Source organism: Streptomyces sp. NBC_01471, assembly GCF_041438865.1.
Classification (GTDB): domain Bacteria; phylum Actinomycetota; class Actinomycetes; order Streptomycetales; family Streptomycetaceae; genus Streptomyces.
In genome coordinates this window covers 5,735,784-5,750,369 of sequence record NZ_CP109450.1, presented here as the reverse complement: position 1 = coordinate 5,750,369, position 14,586 = coordinate 5,735,784, and the positions used below count along the sequence as shown (strand labels likewise).

At 71.2% G+C, this 14,586-nt stretch carries 12 protein-coding genes; 2 read left to right on the top strand and 10 right to left on the bottom strand.

The features are described 5' to 3' along the window. Positions 1 to 25: 25 nt before the first annotated feature. Positions 26 to 1,432 (top strand): GAF domain-containing protein, encoded by a 1,407-nt coding sequence (locus tag OG285_RS25735; RefSeq protein WP_356825507.1) that lies wholly within the window; start codon positions 26 to 28, stop codon positions 1,430 to 1,432. Between the two features lie 34 nt (positions 1,433 to 1,466). On the opposite strand, the gene OG285_RS25730 is transcribed toward OG285_RS25735, so the two are convergent. From OG285_RS25730 to OG285_RS25700, 7 genes are all read right to left on the bottom strand, one after another. Continuing rightward, positions 1,467 to 2,735 (bottom strand): MFS transporter, encoded by a 1,269-nt coding sequence (locus tag OG285_RS25730; protein WP_371792367.1) that lies wholly within the window; start codon positions 2,733 to 2,735, stop codon positions 1,467 to 1,469. A 75-nt stretch (positions 2,736 to 2,810) separates the two neighbouring features. After that, positions 2,811 to 4,157, bottom strand: coding sequence for a hypothetical protein (locus OG285_RS25725; RefSeq protein WP_371792366.1), 1,347 nt, complete (start codon positions 4,155 to 4,157; stop codon positions 2,811 to 2,813). A 25-nt stretch (positions 4,158 to 4,182) separates the two neighbouring features. After that, positions 4,183 to 4,830 carry a TetR family transcriptional regulator gene (locus OG285_RS25720; RefSeq protein WP_356825513.1) on the bottom strand — a complete coding sequence of 216 codons (648 nt, stop codon included), beginning with the start codon at positions 4,828 to 4,830 and terminating at the stop codon, positions 4,183 to 4,185. 206 nt (positions 4,831 to 5,036) lie between these two features. Continuing rightward, positions 5,037 to 5,423: a hypothetical protein gene (locus OG285_RS25715; protein WP_356825515.1), complete on the bottom strand. Its 387-nt coding sequence runs from the start codon at positions 5,421 to 5,423 to the stop codon at positions 5,037 to 5,039. 350 nt (positions 5,424 to 5,773) lie between these two features. After that, entirely contained in the window at positions 5,774 to 7,777 is a 2,004-nt protein-coding gene (locus OG285_RS25710; RefSeq protein WP_371792365.1) for an ABC transporter permease, read from the bottom strand. Between the two features lie 141 nt (positions 7,778 to 7,918). Further along, a complete protein-coding gene (gene modA, locus OG285_RS25705; protein ID WP_356825519.1) occupies positions 7,919 to 8,728 on the bottom strand; it encodes a molybdate ABC transporter substrate-binding protein in 810 nt (269 codons plus the stop codon). A gap of 172 nt (positions 8,729 to 8,900) precedes the next feature. Beyond that, entirely contained in the window at positions 8,901 to 9,296 is a 396-nt protein-coding gene (locus OG285_RS25700; RefSeq protein WP_371792364.1) for a molybdopterin-binding protein, read from the bottom strand. Between the two features lie 179 nt (positions 9,297 to 9,475). Here OG285_RS25700 and OG285_RS25695 point away from each other — a divergent pair, with 179 nt between their 5' ends. Continuing rightward, positions 9,476 to 9,895: a TOBE domain-containing protein gene (locus OG285_RS25695; RefSeq protein ID WP_356825523.1), complete on the top strand. Its 420-nt coding sequence runs from the start codon at positions 9,476 to 9,478 to the stop codon at positions 9,893 to 9,895. A 30-nt stretch (positions 9,896 to 9,925) separates the two neighbouring features. Here OG285_RS25695 and OG285_RS25690 read toward each other — a convergent pair whose 3' ends face one another. The 3 genes from OG285_RS25690 to OG285_RS25680 all read right to left on the bottom strand — a co-directional run bounded on the left by OG285_RS25690 (position 9,926) and on the right by OG285_RS25680 (position 14,387). Continuing rightward, positions 9,926 to 10,420, bottom strand: a complete 495-nt coding sequence (locus OG285_RS25690) for a molybdopterin-dependent oxidoreductase (protein WP_371792363.1) — start codon at positions 10,418 to 10,420, stop codon at positions 9,926 to 9,928. A 173-nt stretch (positions 10,421 to 10,593) separates the two neighbouring features. Beyond that, positions 10,594 to 13,566, bottom strand: a complete 2,973-nt coding sequence (locus OG285_RS25685; RefSeq protein WP_371792362.1) for a molybdopterin-dependent oxidoreductase — start codon at positions 13,564 to 13,566, stop codon at positions 10,594 to 10,596. After that, complete coding sequence (locus OG285_RS25680; RefSeq protein ID WP_371792361.1) at positions 13,563 to 14,387, bottom strand: xanthine dehydrogenase family protein subunit M; 825 nt, start codon at positions 14,385 to 14,387, stop codon at positions 13,563 to 13,565. The genes OG285_RS25685 and OG285_RS25680 overlap by 4 nt, the downstream gene beginning before the upstream one ends. Positions 14,388 to 14,586 lie beyond the last annotated feature (199 nt).

Sequence of the window (14,586 nt, the reverse complement as noted above, 5' to 3'; positions counted from 1 at the left end):
GACGATCGGACCGGGGGACCACACGATGACCGGTGACACACGGCTGCCGCTGCTCCTGGAGGCGGTGCTGAGCGTCGGTACGGATCTCGAACTGCGCGGCACGCTCCAGCACATCGTGGACTCCGCGACCCGGCTGACGGGCGCGCGGCGCGGGGCGCTCGGGGTGGTCGACCCCGAGCGCGACCGCCTCAGCGACCTGTTCGCGACCGGCGCCGACGGCGACGCGCTGATCGGCCTCCCGGACGACACCCCCGGTCTGCTGCGGTTCCCCGTCCGGGTGCACCAGCAGGTCTTCGGAACCCTGCACCTGGCGGGCAAGCGCGAGGGCAGCTTCGACCGGGACGACGAGGCGCTGCTGCGGGTGCTCGCCGCGCAGGCGGGCATCGCGATCGGCAACGCCCGGCTGTACGAGACGGCGAGGCTCCGGGAGCGCTGGATCAAGGGGGCGGCGGCCGTCACCAACGCGCTGCTCACCGGCGAGAGCGCGACCGACGCACTGACCACCGTCGCCGAACAGGCCAGGAGCCTCGCCGACGCGGTCGCCGGCGTGGTGCTCCTGCCGACCGGCAGCGGCGGCATGGAGATCGTCGCCGCCTCCACCTTCGAGGACCCGGGCGACCTCATCGGCGCCACGATCGCGCCGGGCTCCCCCGTGCTGGTCCAGCTCCTCAGCGGTGACCCGGTGTACATCGAGGACTCGTCCACCGATCCCCGGATGACCACCCATGTACGGGCCCGTTTCGGGCCGAGCATGATGCTGCCGCTCCAGAGCGGCGGCAAGCTGATCGGTACGCTCGCGCTGCCCCGGCGGCGCAGCGGCCGCCCCTACAACGCGGCGGACCGGACACTGGCCCTTCAGTTCGCCTCGCAGGCCGCGCTCGCGCTCGTCCTGGCCGATGCCCAGCAGAACCGTGAGCAGCTCGCGGTGTACGAGGACCGCGACCGGATCGCCCGCGATCTGCACGACCTCGTCGTCCAGCGGCTCTTCGCGACCGAGATGATGCTGGAGTCGACCCGGCGGCGGGCGGCCGGCACGGAGCTGGGTGAGCTGCTCGGCCGGGCGGCCGACGAACTCGACTCGACCATCCAGGACGTCAGGACCGCGATCTTCGCCCTCCAGCAGCCGCCCGCCGACGCACCGTCGACGCTGCGCGGCCAGGTCCTCCGGGAGACGGACGGCGCGCGGGTGCTGCTGGGGTTCGCCCCGTCGGTGCACTTCCTCGGCCCGGTGGACTCCCGGATCACGGAGCAGGTCGGCGAGGACCTGCTCACCGCCCTGCGCCGGGGCCTCGCCCGCACGCACCGGCTGCCGGACGTCTCGCGGGTCGCGGTGGTGGTCGACGCACGGGAGGACCCCGTACGGCTGACTGTCACGCACGACGGGACGCCGGAGGGCGAGGACGGGAACGCGCTGGTGTGGGAGGCGTCGTGACCGGCGCCACCCGCGCGTACGTGCCCGGCTGCGCCTACGGCACCGGCGACCGCGCGTCGTAGCGGAGGAAGCCGCGCCGGGTCAGGCCGAGCAGGGAGACCGCGACGACACAGGCGAGGCCGCCGCCGACCACCGCCGCGGTCGGGGTGGCGAGGTCGCCCGCCGAGCCCGCGAGGAAGTCGCCGAGGCGCGGGCCACCGGCGACGACCACGATGAAGACCCCCTGGAGCCTGCCGCGCATCTCGTCCGGCGCCGCCACCTGCATCATCGTGTTGCGGAAGACCATGGACACGGTGTCCGCCGCACCGGCCAGCGCGAGGAAGAACAGCCCGAGCCAGAGGTTCCTGGTCAGGCCGAACACCGCGATGGCGAGTCCCCACCCGGCGACCGCGAGCACGATCGCGAGACCGTGCCGGTGGATGCCGCCCAGCCAGCCGGAGAAGACCCCGCCGAGCAGCGCGCCCACCGCGGGCGCCGCCACCAGCAGCCCCGTGGTGCGGGCGTCGCCCCCGTACCAGAGGACGGCCACCGCCGGGAAGAGCGCCCGGGGCTGGGCCAGGATCATGGCGCAGAAGTCCGAGAAGAACGTCATCCGGAGGTTGGGGCGGGTGGCCAGGAAGCGCAGCCCGTCCAGGACCGAGGCGCGGCTCTTCGATCCGGCCGCCCGGTCGGGGAGCATCGAGGGCAGCCGCCACATCGCGTACAGGGCGGCCACGAAGGAGACGGCGTCGATCAGATACGCGGCCTGGTAGCCCCAGAAACCGACGATGAGGCCGCCGAGCATCGGTCCGATCAGCGTGCCGAAGGTGCTCGTCATCGAGGACAGGGCGTTGGCCGCGGGCAGTTGGTCGCCGGGCAACAGCCGGGGGATCATCGCGGACCTGGCCGGGGCGTTCAGCGCGGCGCAGACGGACTGGAGGGCCACGATGCCGTACAGGAACCAGACATGGTGGAAGCCGGCGAACGCGGCCGACGAGAGGCCGACCGAGAGGACCGCGGACCCGAGGGCGCTGTAGAGCCCGAGTTTGCGCCGGTCGAGGGTGTCGGCGACGGCCCCGCCGTAGAGGCCGAACGCGACCAGCGGCACCAGCGAGAAGAGACCGACGAGACCGACGGAGAAGCTGGAGCGGGTGAGGTCGTAGACCTGGAGCGAGATCGCCAGGGCGGTCATGCCCTGCCCGACCCAGGAGACGGTGTTGCCGAACCAGAGCCGCCGGAAGTCGGGGGATGTGCGCAGCGGGGTGAGGTCGGCGAGTATGCGCCGACGTATCGGCTTCTCCTTGGGCGGGCGTATCGGAGTCACAGGGGATGCTAACCGGCCTCGCCCCCGGCCTCCGCTCCCGGCCGGGTGAGGCCGGTCACCACCGGCTCCCCGCGGTCAGGGGGCCCGCGTCACCCAGCGGGCCAGTTCCGCGTCGGACGCCTGCCGCACGCTGGTGCCGCCGGGGATGTCCACCTTCAGCGGCATCACGTACGGGCGCCGGTGGCTCGCGTCGAGGCGTCCGCCGGACACGAGCGGGGCGTCCGTCGGCAGGTATCCGGCGAAGTACAGGTACCACTTCCCGCCGTTGTCGACGACGGAGGGCACGCCCGGTGCGACGACACGGTCGGCCACGTAGTCCGGCCACGCCTTCTCCTGGGTCTGCAGGAGATAGTCCACGTCCGTGCCTCCCGGCTTTCCCCACACTCCGGCCGTGTCCTTGCCGAGGATCCTGCGGTACGAGGAGCCGTGCGGCGGTATCAGGGTGTCGGACCACGCCAGTCCGGACTTGTAGTCGCGCTCGTTGAACGCCCCGGTCGAGTAGGCCATCACGTATTTTCCGTCGATCCTGGTGATGTTGCCCGTCTCGATGAGCTTGAACTTCTTGGGCTGGTCCAGGCCGAAGAAGTACTCCGAGCCGTACCCGCCGTTCGCGTCCTCCGGGCCCAGGAGCAGCGTGGATCCGGAGGATGCGGGGCGGGAGGGAGATGTCATCCGCTGCGCCACGATCCCGTCGTGCAGGGGCGATGCGGTGAGCATCCTGCTGTAGATGAGGTACAGCTTTCCGCCGTCCTCGACGTACTTCCCGTCGTAGTTGGCCTTCTCCGGATGCGCGAAGGATCCGGCCAGCAGGGTGTCGGCGACCCACGTCGTCGGGACGTCGGAGGGTGCCGGGTGCCGGGCGTGCGCGTGGACCACCACGGTCCACGGGGCGGCTCGGGGGTGGGCGGGGTTCTTCACGTACATGGTCGCCGCCATCTCCCAGGCGCCGGAATCCAGCTGGTAGATGTTGGTGTTGTCGACGACCGTCGTCCGGGATCCGTACCGCTTGGCCGCCTGGGTCAGGGCGGGACCCGCCGTCACCCTGACCTTCTTCCCGGCCGTGCAGCGGGCGGTGGTGCCGGTCGGGCAGTCGAGGAGCGACTTGGTGGTTCCGGAGAAGTACTGGCTGCCGGTACCGCGATAACGCGCGGCCCGGTGGATGGGGTAGGGGTCCGAGTAGTAGACGCCCTTGTCCTTCGACGCGGGGTCCGTCAGTGGCCGGATGCCGCCGTCCGCGGTCGGGGCGTTCGGCGCGGTGGACGGCGCGCCCGATGTTCCGGACGGGTTCCTGGACGGGGTTCTGGACGAGGTGCATCCGAGGGCGGACAGCCCGACGGCGACGAGTGCGGCTGTCAGCCGGAGGAGCGGGCCGTACCGACGGCCGGTGCCGGTGCGTGTCGTCGCCGCGGGTGTGTGCTGCACTGCGTGCTCCTTCTGGTGACCGGCGTCAGTCCTTCTTCACCTGGTGCGCTGCGCTGATTCCGCTGAACAGCCAGTGGACGGCGTCGCCGTAGAGGTTTTCGGGAACCAGCTCCGGATCCATCCGGCGGAGCTGGACAAGTCCTTGGAACAGCGCCATCACGACCGTGGCGACGCCGTCGAACGGGACCTCGCCGGACTGGCCCCGCGCCTTTGCCCGGTCGGCCAGCACGGTGGTCAGCGCGTCCCGGTTGGCACGGAACTGCGAGGCCATGCGCTCCTGGAACTCGGGACGGCGGATCGCGTACAGCCAGAACTCCGCCTGCAGCGGGGCGAGATCCATGTCCTCGCCCGCGACGTCGACCAGCAAGCGGGACAGCAACGCCTGGGCGTCCTCGATGCTGCCGCTCCGATCGGACACGATCGCGGCGGCCTCGGCGAGACGGCTGCCGCTCCGCTTCGAGAGGAGCTCGACGAACAACTCGTCCTTGCCGGCGAAGTTCGAGTACAGAGCGCCGGTGGAGAACCCGGCACTCTCCGCGATGTCGTCGACGGACGCTCCCGCGAAGCCCTTGCGGGCGAACACCTGCGCGGCGGCCTCCAGAAGAAGGGCCCGGGTGCGTGCCTTGGTCTCCGCCCGGGTCAGGCGCCGTGGACGTGACTCGTCATCTTTCATATAGCGAACTTTATCGAAATAGCACGAATTACGTCAATTGCCTTACGGGCGGCCAGGTACACGGTCCCCTGCGACACCAGACCCCGTCCGCGATCAAGTCGCCGTGGAAGCCGGCTCGCCGGGCGCGCGGTCCGCACCGCGGAACCAATGGCGCGATTCCGTGCGCGGGTTCGGTCCGTTGCGCGCCCGCGCAACGGCAGGCGCGGCTACCGGGCGTGCGGCATGGGGTGTGCGGCCGCGGGCGCTGCCGTCGAGGTGAAGAAACGCCTGTCACCCAGCGGGCCGAGCAGCATCACGGCGAGCCCGAGTCCGATCGCGACGACGAGCGAGGGGTTGCCGATCGAATCCTTGAGCTGATCCTCGACCACGGCCGCGATCACGACCAGGACGGCCTTCGACGCGACCAGGGGCACCAGGTGCACCTCGACGGACTGACGCTTGAGCCGGGACTTGAGCAGGAACATCACCACGGCGAAGACAGCGATGGTACGCAGCGCCTCCTCCCACACCGGCCTGCCGCGGTTGAGGTACCAGAACCCGCCGATCAGCAGGCCGCCGAGCACGTAGCGGATGACTTTCGATGAGGACGTCATTTCTTCACTCCGAGAGATGCCCGAGAGAGGTGTGGAGACCGGTAACGGCCGAGCGGACAGCCGCGCCGCAGAACGCGCAGGGGACCGGCGAAACCCGTGCGAACCGGCGCCCGGCCAAGTGCCGCGGGTCCGGCTCATCCGCTTTCGTATAGACAACGTTATTCGGATAGTGCCGACTATGTCAATCGCTGGGGCGTCCGGCCACCGGCACGTCCGGTCAGGAGCATCCGCCGGGGCAGCAGGCGGACAGACAGGCAGACAGACAGACAGCGGAAAGCACCCGACCCCGCCGGGGCGGGGTCGGGTCGGGACGGGACTGCGGGCGGAGGGAGGAGGCGGTTCGGGAGGTCCTAGACCTCGACCAGGGTGATCTCGGTGGCCTTGATGCTGGTCCACACCGGTACGCCGTCAGCGAGGCCGAGTTCGAGTGCGGCCTGCGGAGTGATCTCCGCGACCAGGTCGGGCGCCTCGGGCGAGGTGATGAGGACACGGAGCCTGCTGCCCGCCGACGTGATCTCCCGTACGGTGCCGGGCCAGATGTTGCGCGGGCTGCCCGACGGCCTGTCCCGGTGTACGGAGACGGCTTCGGGCGCGATGATCGCCAGCGCCCTGACGCCCTCGCCGGGCCCGTCGGCGACGACGAGGTGCCCGCCGCCCGTGAGGGTGAGGCCGTCCCCGGACCCGGTCCCGGTCCAGGCGTTGCGGCCGAGCATCCGGGCCACCCACGGCGACCGCGGGTGCAGGGTGACCTCGGCGGGCGGGGCGTCCTGGAGGGTGCGGCCGTCGTCCAGCACGAGGACCCGGTCGGCCAGCGAGACCGCCTCGACCGGGTCGTGCGTGACGATCAGGCAGACACCGGCGAAGCCGCTGAGATGCGTGCGCAGGGTGTGCCGCACGTGGGCCCGGGTGGTCTGGTCGAGCGCGGCGAGAGGTTCGTCGAGAAGCAGCAGCCGGGGGCGGGCGGCGAGCGCCCTGGCGAGCGCGACGCGCTGGGCCTGGCCGCCGGAGAGCTGCGAGGGCTTGCGGGCGGCGAGGTGGCCGACGCCGAGCCGCTCCAGCCACAGGGAAGCCTCCCGGCGCGCCTCGGCACGCGGCACCCGGCGCGACCGCAGCCCGTAGGCGGTGTTGGTGAGCGCGCTCAGGTGCGGGAAGAGCGCCCCGTCCTGCGGGACCCAGGCCACTCCCCTGCGGTGCGGCGGCAGCGGGCCGACGTCGATGTCACCCAGCCGCAGCTCCGCCCGGGCCCGCGGGGTCAGCCCGAGCAGGGCGCGCAACAGGGTTGTCTTGCCCGCCCCGTTGGGGCCGACGACCGCGATGGTGGTGCCCGGCTCCGCGTCGAGGGTCAGTTCGTTGAAGCCGGTGACCACCGCGTGCAGCGGCCAGCGTTCCTGCGGGGCCGGAGCGGGAGCATCGGGCGCCCCCGTGGCGCCGGACCCGTCCGTGCCCGGTGCGCCGACGGTCGCGGTACCGCCCGGTCCGAAGCCGGGGAGCGGCTGGTCGGTGTCGTCCGTGTCGTCGGCCGCGAACGCCGGTTTCGCGGTGCGCTCGGACGTCCCGCCGGTCCAGCGCCCGCGCAGGGCGATCAGGACCGCCATCGCGATGACGAGCAGCAGGAGCGAGACGGAGGTCGCGGCCTCGGGCGAGTCCTGGAGCAGCAGATAGACCTGGAGCGGCAGCGTCTGGGTGGTGCCGGGCAGGTTTCCGGCGAAGGTGATGGTGGCCCCGAACTCACCGAGTGCACGCGCCCAGGTCAGCGCGGCGCCCGCGGCAAGACCCGGCGCGACCATGGGCAGGGTGACGGTGCAGAACACCCGGACCGGCGAGGCCCCGAGCGAGGCCGCGGTCTCCTCGTAGCGGGGGCGCAGCCCGGCGAGCGTGCCCTCCAGGCTGATGACCAGGAACGGCATCGCCACGAAGGTCGCCGCGACCACCGCTCCGGAGGTGTGGAAGGGCAGGACGATGCCGAAGTTGTCCTCCAGGAAGGGCCCGAGCAGCCCCCGGCGCCCGAACCCGAGGAGCAGCGCCACACCCCCGACGGTGGGCGGCAGCACCATCGGCAGCAGGACGAGGGAGCGTACGAGGGTCTTGCCGGGGAAGTCGACCCGCGCGAGCAGCCAGGCCAGCGGCACCCCGAGGAGCAGCGAAAGACCCAGGGCCCAGAAGGAGACCAGCAGGGAGAGCCGCAGCGCCTCAGTCGTGTCCGGGCTGGTCAGATGTGTCCCGAGCTCACCCCACGAGGTGCGGGCCAGGATGCCGATCAGCGGCATCAGCAGGAACGCGATCGCGATCAGCGCGGGCACCCCGAGGGCGAAGGGGGTCCGGGTGCGCGGTGTACGGGCGCGGGTGCTTCTCATCGGGGTTCCTGTGATCGGGATGCCGGACACCGGCGACCTGAGTGCCGGAGCCGTGGCCGCGGGTCCGTACAGGGCGAACCCGTACGGGGCTGTCCACCGTCAGCACGGAAAGAACAGCCCCGTACGGGGGAGTTGGGCCTGTTACGGCTTCTGGAAGCCCGCGCCCTGGAGGATCTTCTGCGCCTCCGGGCTGTCGAGCCACTTCACGAACGCGGCGGCCGCCGCGGAGTGCTTCGAGTCCTTGACGGTCGCCGCCGGGTAGGAGGCGACGGCGTTCTGCGCGTCGGGGATGTCGACCGCGACGACCTTGCCGGGGGCCGTGGCCGCGTCCGTCTTGTAGACGATGCCCGCGTCGGCCTCGCCCAGCTCGACCTTGGACAGGACGGCGCGGACGTTCACCTCCTGCGAGACCGGCTTCACCTTGATCTTCTGGGCGTCCAGCACCTTCTTGCTGTAGTTGCCGACGGGCACCTCGGGTGCGGCGAGGACGACCTTCAGCTTGGGGTTGGCGAGGTCCTTCAGGTTGTGGACCTTGTCCGGGTTGCCCTTGCCGGTGACGATGACGAGGCGGTTCTTGGCGATGATCTCCGGCGTACCGACGTCGGACTTCAGGCCGTCCATGGTCTTGGTGTCCGCCGTGACCAGCGCGTCGGCCGGGGAGCCCTGCTTCACCTGGGTGGCCAGCTCCTGGGAGCCGGCGAAGGAGTAGGTGATCTTCGTGCCGGGGTGCTCCTTCTCGTACACCTTCTTCGCGGTGCCGAACACATCGGTCAGCGAGGAGGCAGCGAGGACGGTCAGGTCGGCCTTCGGCGTACCGGAGGCGGAGGCCTTGGCGCCGGCGCCCGTGTCCTTCTTGCTGTCGTCCTTGCCGCCACAGGCGGCCAGGGGCAGCAGCAGGGCGGCCGTCACGATCGCGGTGGCGGTACGGCGGCGGGTGAAGATGCGAGACATGAGGGTGGAACTCCTTGGGGGACGGGCGGCACGGTTGCTGCCCGAGCGGATGGGGATGAGCCACGCCGAAGGGGGGCCTCCCGGCTCGGGTGGGTCCGAGGATTCGGGGAAGGGCGACGCCGCTGTGGAGGAGAGCTGCTTACGGGAGCGGGCGGCTGAGCCGGCACGGGGCTCAGGTCCGATCGATGTGCACACTGGTCGACTTGACGCGGGCGGTGGCCTGCATGCCGACCTCCAGGCCGAGTTCCCGGACGGCCTCCGTGGTGAGGAGGGAGACCAACCGGTGCGGACCGGCCTGGATTTCCACCTGGGCCGCCACGTCGCCCAGTTTCACGGCGGTGACGATACCCGGGAAGGCGTTGCGCGCCGAGGTGTAGGACGCATCGTCCTCGCCTGCGGCGCTCTGTCCGATCTCGATCGAGAAGGCGGCCAGATCGCGTCCGCCGATGAGCCGGCGGCCGGCTTCGTCGCGGTGGGTCGCGACCCTGCCGGCATCCGCCCAACGACGAGCGGTGTCGGGGCTGACGCCGAGCAGACGAGCTGCCTGACCGATCGTGTAGGACTGCATATGCGGAAAGATATGCCCAGTTGGCTCGCATTTGCAATTCATCGGGCGAAGCTATATGGCAGATGCCATAACGCTTGGAGGAAGACCCGAAGTGCCGTTCATCGACAGGGGGCGCACACGACAGGAGAGGGACGTAATATCGCAAATCCGACATCCCACTCTGCGTGCGAGGTTCCTCCATGTCTCTGAGCATCCGCAACCAGCTCCCCGGCACCGTCACCGGTGTCACCGACGGAGCGGTCATGGCGACCGTCAAGGTGCACCTCGGCGGCGGCCAGGAGGTCACCGCCGCGATCACCCTGGAGGCCGCGCGGGAGCTGGGCATCGCCGAGGGCGTCGCCGTACGGGCCCTGATCAAGTCCACCGAGATCTCCCTGGCGACCGGCCCGGTCACCGGGCTGAGCATTCGCAACCGGCTTCCGGGCACGGTCACCGACGTGGCGACGGGCGGAGCCATGGCGAGCGTCAAGGTCTCCGTCGAGGGGGCGGAACTGACGGCGGCCATCACGAAGGAGTCGGCGGCCGAACTCGGTCTCGCACCGGGCTCGTCCGTCATCGCACTCATCAAGTCCACCGAGGTCTCCCTCGCCACGGTGTGACGGCGGGCACGGTGAGAACCGTGCCCGCGGCTACAGCCCGGCAAAAGCGCAGGTGCCGACCCAGACACTCGTGATCGCGCTGATGTAGCGGGCCCCACAGCGGTCGGACGGGACCACCAGCTGGCTGCCCGCCATGTCCAGGCCGCGCCCGTCCATGGCGGTGGCCAGCAGGATCGGCGAGTCCGCGAAGTCCGCGTCGATCTCGGCCCAGGACAGCACCGTACGGTGGCCGTCCCCGCCGGTGACGGCCAGCAGGAAGCGGGAGCGGTCCTTGCGCCGTGCCGGGTCGAAGGCCGGCCGCGCGTCGCCGACGACATCGCGCAGCAGGGGCCCTTCGAAGGTGTGGTGCTGCGGGCCGTTCTTGGCGCAGTCGAAGACCACCTCCGCCCGGCGCTGCCCCCACCGGGCCCGGAGATCCGCGACCGTCAGCGCCGCGGGGCGCACCAACTCGCCCTTGAGCACCAGGCTTCTGGGTGCCACGGAGGCAGCACGGACGGAGCGAGACGGTGCGCTGATTCCACTCATGGGGTTCCCCCTCCAGGCGGGCCACTCGGCGTCCACCCTTGCCTGGAGCCCATGATGCCCACCGCATCAGCGGCTGAACCACATATGCGGGCCGATATGGCCCATCGACCTCGCTGATAGGAGTGAAAAGACCCGAGAGAGGCAGTAGAAGCGAGATTTCCGGTGCGGTGGCGCTACTCATCCAGGCCCCGCGCCCGCCGGTCCATGGCGCGCCACACGCGGTCGCGGGTGACCGGGAGTTCGGTGAAGCGGATGCCGGTGGCGTCCCGCAGCGCGTTCGCCAGGGCCGGGGCGACCGGGTTGAACGGGCTCTCACTCATGGATTTCGCGCCCAGCGGTCCGATCGCGTCCGCGGTCTCCATGAAGTGCACCTCGGTACGCGGCACATCGGCGTAGGCGGGCAGCCGGTACATACGGAAGGCCGGTGTGGTGACCTGGCCGCGGTCGCCGATCCGTACGTTCTCGAAGAGCGTCGCACCCAGCGCCTGCGCCACTCCCCCCTCGACCTGGCCCCGGCACTGCATCGGGTTCATCACCTTGCCCGCGTCCGCCGCGTGCACGCTGCGCAGGATACGGATCTCCCCGCTGCCGGGGTCGACGGCGATCTTGAACCACTGGGCGTTGAAGGCCACCGAGCGGGGCGTGCCGCCGAAGTGCCCGTCCTCGGCGAGTTCCCGGCCCGCGGCCTGCGCGGAGGCGTACAGCTCCTTGAGCAGCACCCGGCGGTCACCGCACTCGACGGCCTCCTCGACCAGCCGGCAGTCGGCCGCGGACACGCCGAGATGGGCGCCGGCGAAGCGCAGCAGCGATGCCGCGAGGGCCTCCGACGCCCGCAGGGTCGCCTTGCCCGCCACCACGGTGCCGGTCGAGCCGAAGGCGCCCGTGTCGTGGCGCACCACGTCCGTGTCCGACTGCCGGATGGTGATCTGGTCGACGGTGGTGCCGAGTTCGCCCGCCGCGATCTGCCGGTGCACGGTGGTGGTGCCGTTGCCGAACTCGGCCGTACCGACGGCGAGGTCGAAGGTGCCGTCGGCGAGCAGTGTGACGCGGGCGTCGGCGACATGGCCGCCGGGCGGCCCGGTGGCGATCATCGAGAGGGCCGAGCCCTCACCGACGAGCCACCCGTCGGGCACGCTCAGGGACGTGGCCTTCGGGTCGTTCCGCACCTCCCACTCCTTCTCCTGCTCCTGGGCCGTGCGGACGATACCGAGGCACTGGTCGAGCCCGTAGCTCGCGATGTGCAGGTCCTCCTCCTCGCCGTCGGCGGTGACCATGGGCTCGCCCGCCTTGATGATGTTCCGCGCCTTCAGCACCATCGGGTCCATGCCCAGCTGTCTGGCCAGCTCGTCGAGCACGGACTCCATGCCGAAGACGACCTGCCCGAGCCCGTACCCGCGGAACGCGCCCGCCGGGACGGCGTTGGTGTAGACCGAGTAGCCGTCCGCCTTCTTGTTGGGGCAGCGGTACACCGAAAGGGACTCGCCGCAGGCGTGGAACATCACCGCGGGGCCATGGTTCCCGTACGCCCCGGTGTTGGAGACGACCCGCAGCTGGAGCGCGGTCAGGGTGCCGTCCCGACGGGCCCCGGCCTTGATGCGGATACGGAACGGGTGGCGGGTGGTGGCGCCGTAGAACTGCTCGGCGCGGGTGTACTCCAGCTTGACGGGGCGGCGCAGCCGCATCGCGGCGAGCGCGACGATGTCCTCGACGATCATCTCCTGCTTGCCGCCGAATCCGCCGCCGACCCGGCCCGCGACCACGCGCACCTTCTCCAGCGGCAGTTCGAAGAGGACGCAGAGCGCGCGCCGGGTGAGGAACGGGGTCTGGGTGCTCGACCGTACGATCAGCCGCTGCCCGTCGGCCGGAGCGGGAAGCCCGCCGGTGCGGCCGGCGGCGGCTTCCGCCCCGGTGCTTTCGGCCTCGGCTTCCGCTTCCGCCCCGGTGCTGTCGGCGTCCGCTTTCCCTTCGGCGCTCCCGGCCGGGGCGGCCTCGTCCTCTTCGCCGGTGATCCGCCTGTCGACACCCACGGCGGAGCCGACCTGGCCGTCCGTCCCCTCGTACATGTCCTCGAACCAGGCGACCGCGCCGTGGGTCTCCAGGCTGGCGTGCTGCACCCGCTGGGTCTGGAAGTCCTGCTCGTACACCACGTCGGCCTCGGCGAAGCCGGCCTCGACGTCGCCGATCTCGCCGTGCGTCTCACCGACCACGTTGTCCTGCGGGCGGCTGATCCGGGACTGCTTCCCGTCCTTGGCGTGGACCACGGGAGCGCCCGGCAGCATCGCCTCCTCGGGGTCGAGCACCGCGGGCAGGACGTCGTACGTGACCTCGATCCGGCGGCAGCCCTCCTCGGCCGCCCCCTCGCTGTCGGCGACGACAGCGGCGACGCGCTGGCCGACGTAGCGCACCGTGTCGTCGAGCAGCCGGGTGTCGTCCGGGTCCTCCTCCGGGTGTTCGTGGCGCGCCGTGGAGTAGAGCCGCTCCGGCGCGTCGTAATGGGTCAGGACGAGGTGGACGCCGGGCACCCGCAGCGCGGCCGCGGTGTCGATGGAGACGATCCGGGCGTGCGCGTGCGGGGAGCGCAGCAGCTTCATGTGCAGCAGGCCCGGCACAGCGATGTCGAAGGTGTAGCGCGCGGTGCCGGTGACCACCTTCGGCCCCGCCGGGGCGGGCAGACTGCGGCCGACGGCCTTGCCCGCGCAGGGCGCCTCCGCGTGCTTGACCCCCCGGATGGAGTCCTCGATCGCCCGGTAGCCCGTGCAGCGGCACAGGTTTCCCTTGAGCGCCCTGGGCAGGTCGGTCAGCTGGTCCTCGTCGAGCTTCGCGGTGGTCATCAGGAACCCGGCGGTGCAGAACCCGCACTGGAAGCCCTGCGCGTCGAGGAACTTCTGCTGTACGGGGTGGAGTTCGCCGTCCTCCGCCAGCCCCTCCACCGTGGTGACCGAACGGCCTTCGGCCCGTACGGCGGGATAGAGGCAGCTGTGGACGGGCTCGCCGTCCACGTGCACCGTGCACGCCCCGCAGTCCCCCGCGTCGCACCCCTTCTTCACACCGAACCAGCCGCGGTCCCGCAGATAGGTCCGCAGGCACTGTCCGGGGCGGGGCTCCGCGTCGAACTTCTTCTTGTTCACTTCGATCGCGTAGGTCATCGCGCACCGCCCTCGGTGAGTTCCGAACGGATCTCCTCGGCCAGCCGCAGCGCCATGTGGCGGCGCCACTCGGGGAGCCCGTGAATGTCGTCGAACCACTCCTCGTCCTGGACCCTCCGCAGGATCGCGGCGCGCAGTTCGGCCGCCGTCGGCGGCAGCGGGAACCAGAACCGGAAGGGCCGTACGGTCGCGGCCGTGACGGTGATCGCCAGCGAGCCGTCCAGCGGGTCGAGTGCGCCGATGATCAGGGCGCCGGAGCGGCCGAGCCCGTAGAGCGACGCCTGGCGGAACGCCGTACGGGAGGCGAGCGCGCGGGCGGGCAGGGTGACCGAGCGCAGCAGCTCCCCCTGGCCCAGGTTCTTGACCCCGGCGCCGATGACGAACTCCTCGACCGGCAGGCGGCGCAGCGAGCCGTCCTGCGCCCGGAGGAGGCAGACGCCGTCGAGCCCGGCGGCGAGGGAGATCATCGGGCCGGCCGGCAGACCGTTGCAGAGGTTCCCGCCGAAGGTCGCCATGTTCCAGATCTTGAACGAGGCGAGGAACGCACGGCAGCACTGTTCGACGAGCGGCGCCGCGGTGACCGGCCAGGCCTTCCCGAACCGGGAGAGCTGCGCGATCGTGCAGGTCGCCGCGATCTCCAGATCCCCGTTCGGCAGTTCCTTCAGCGGCTCCCAGCCCATCCGGCTGAGATCGATCAGCCGCCGCAGCCGGGGCTGGGGCTCGGAGAAGAGGTAGGTGCCGCCGCCCAGCCAGTAGTCGCCGGGCCGCCAGACCGGTCCGGTGCGCGCGTCGCACACCTCGGCCACCGTATTGAGATCCATACCGCTCCCCCTTTTTCCTTCTCCGGGTTCTTCGTGCTCCCGGTTCGTGCTGCGCGGGGTTCCTGCTTGTCGGGCCGCCGCCACCGCGGGCGGCGCTTCGCCGGCCGCCGATGCTCCGTCCGGCGCCCGCACCGGCCGGCAGGTACTCACGCCAGTGAAGCAACGCGCAACGGTCCGGCACGACTGGTTTCAGCCACGG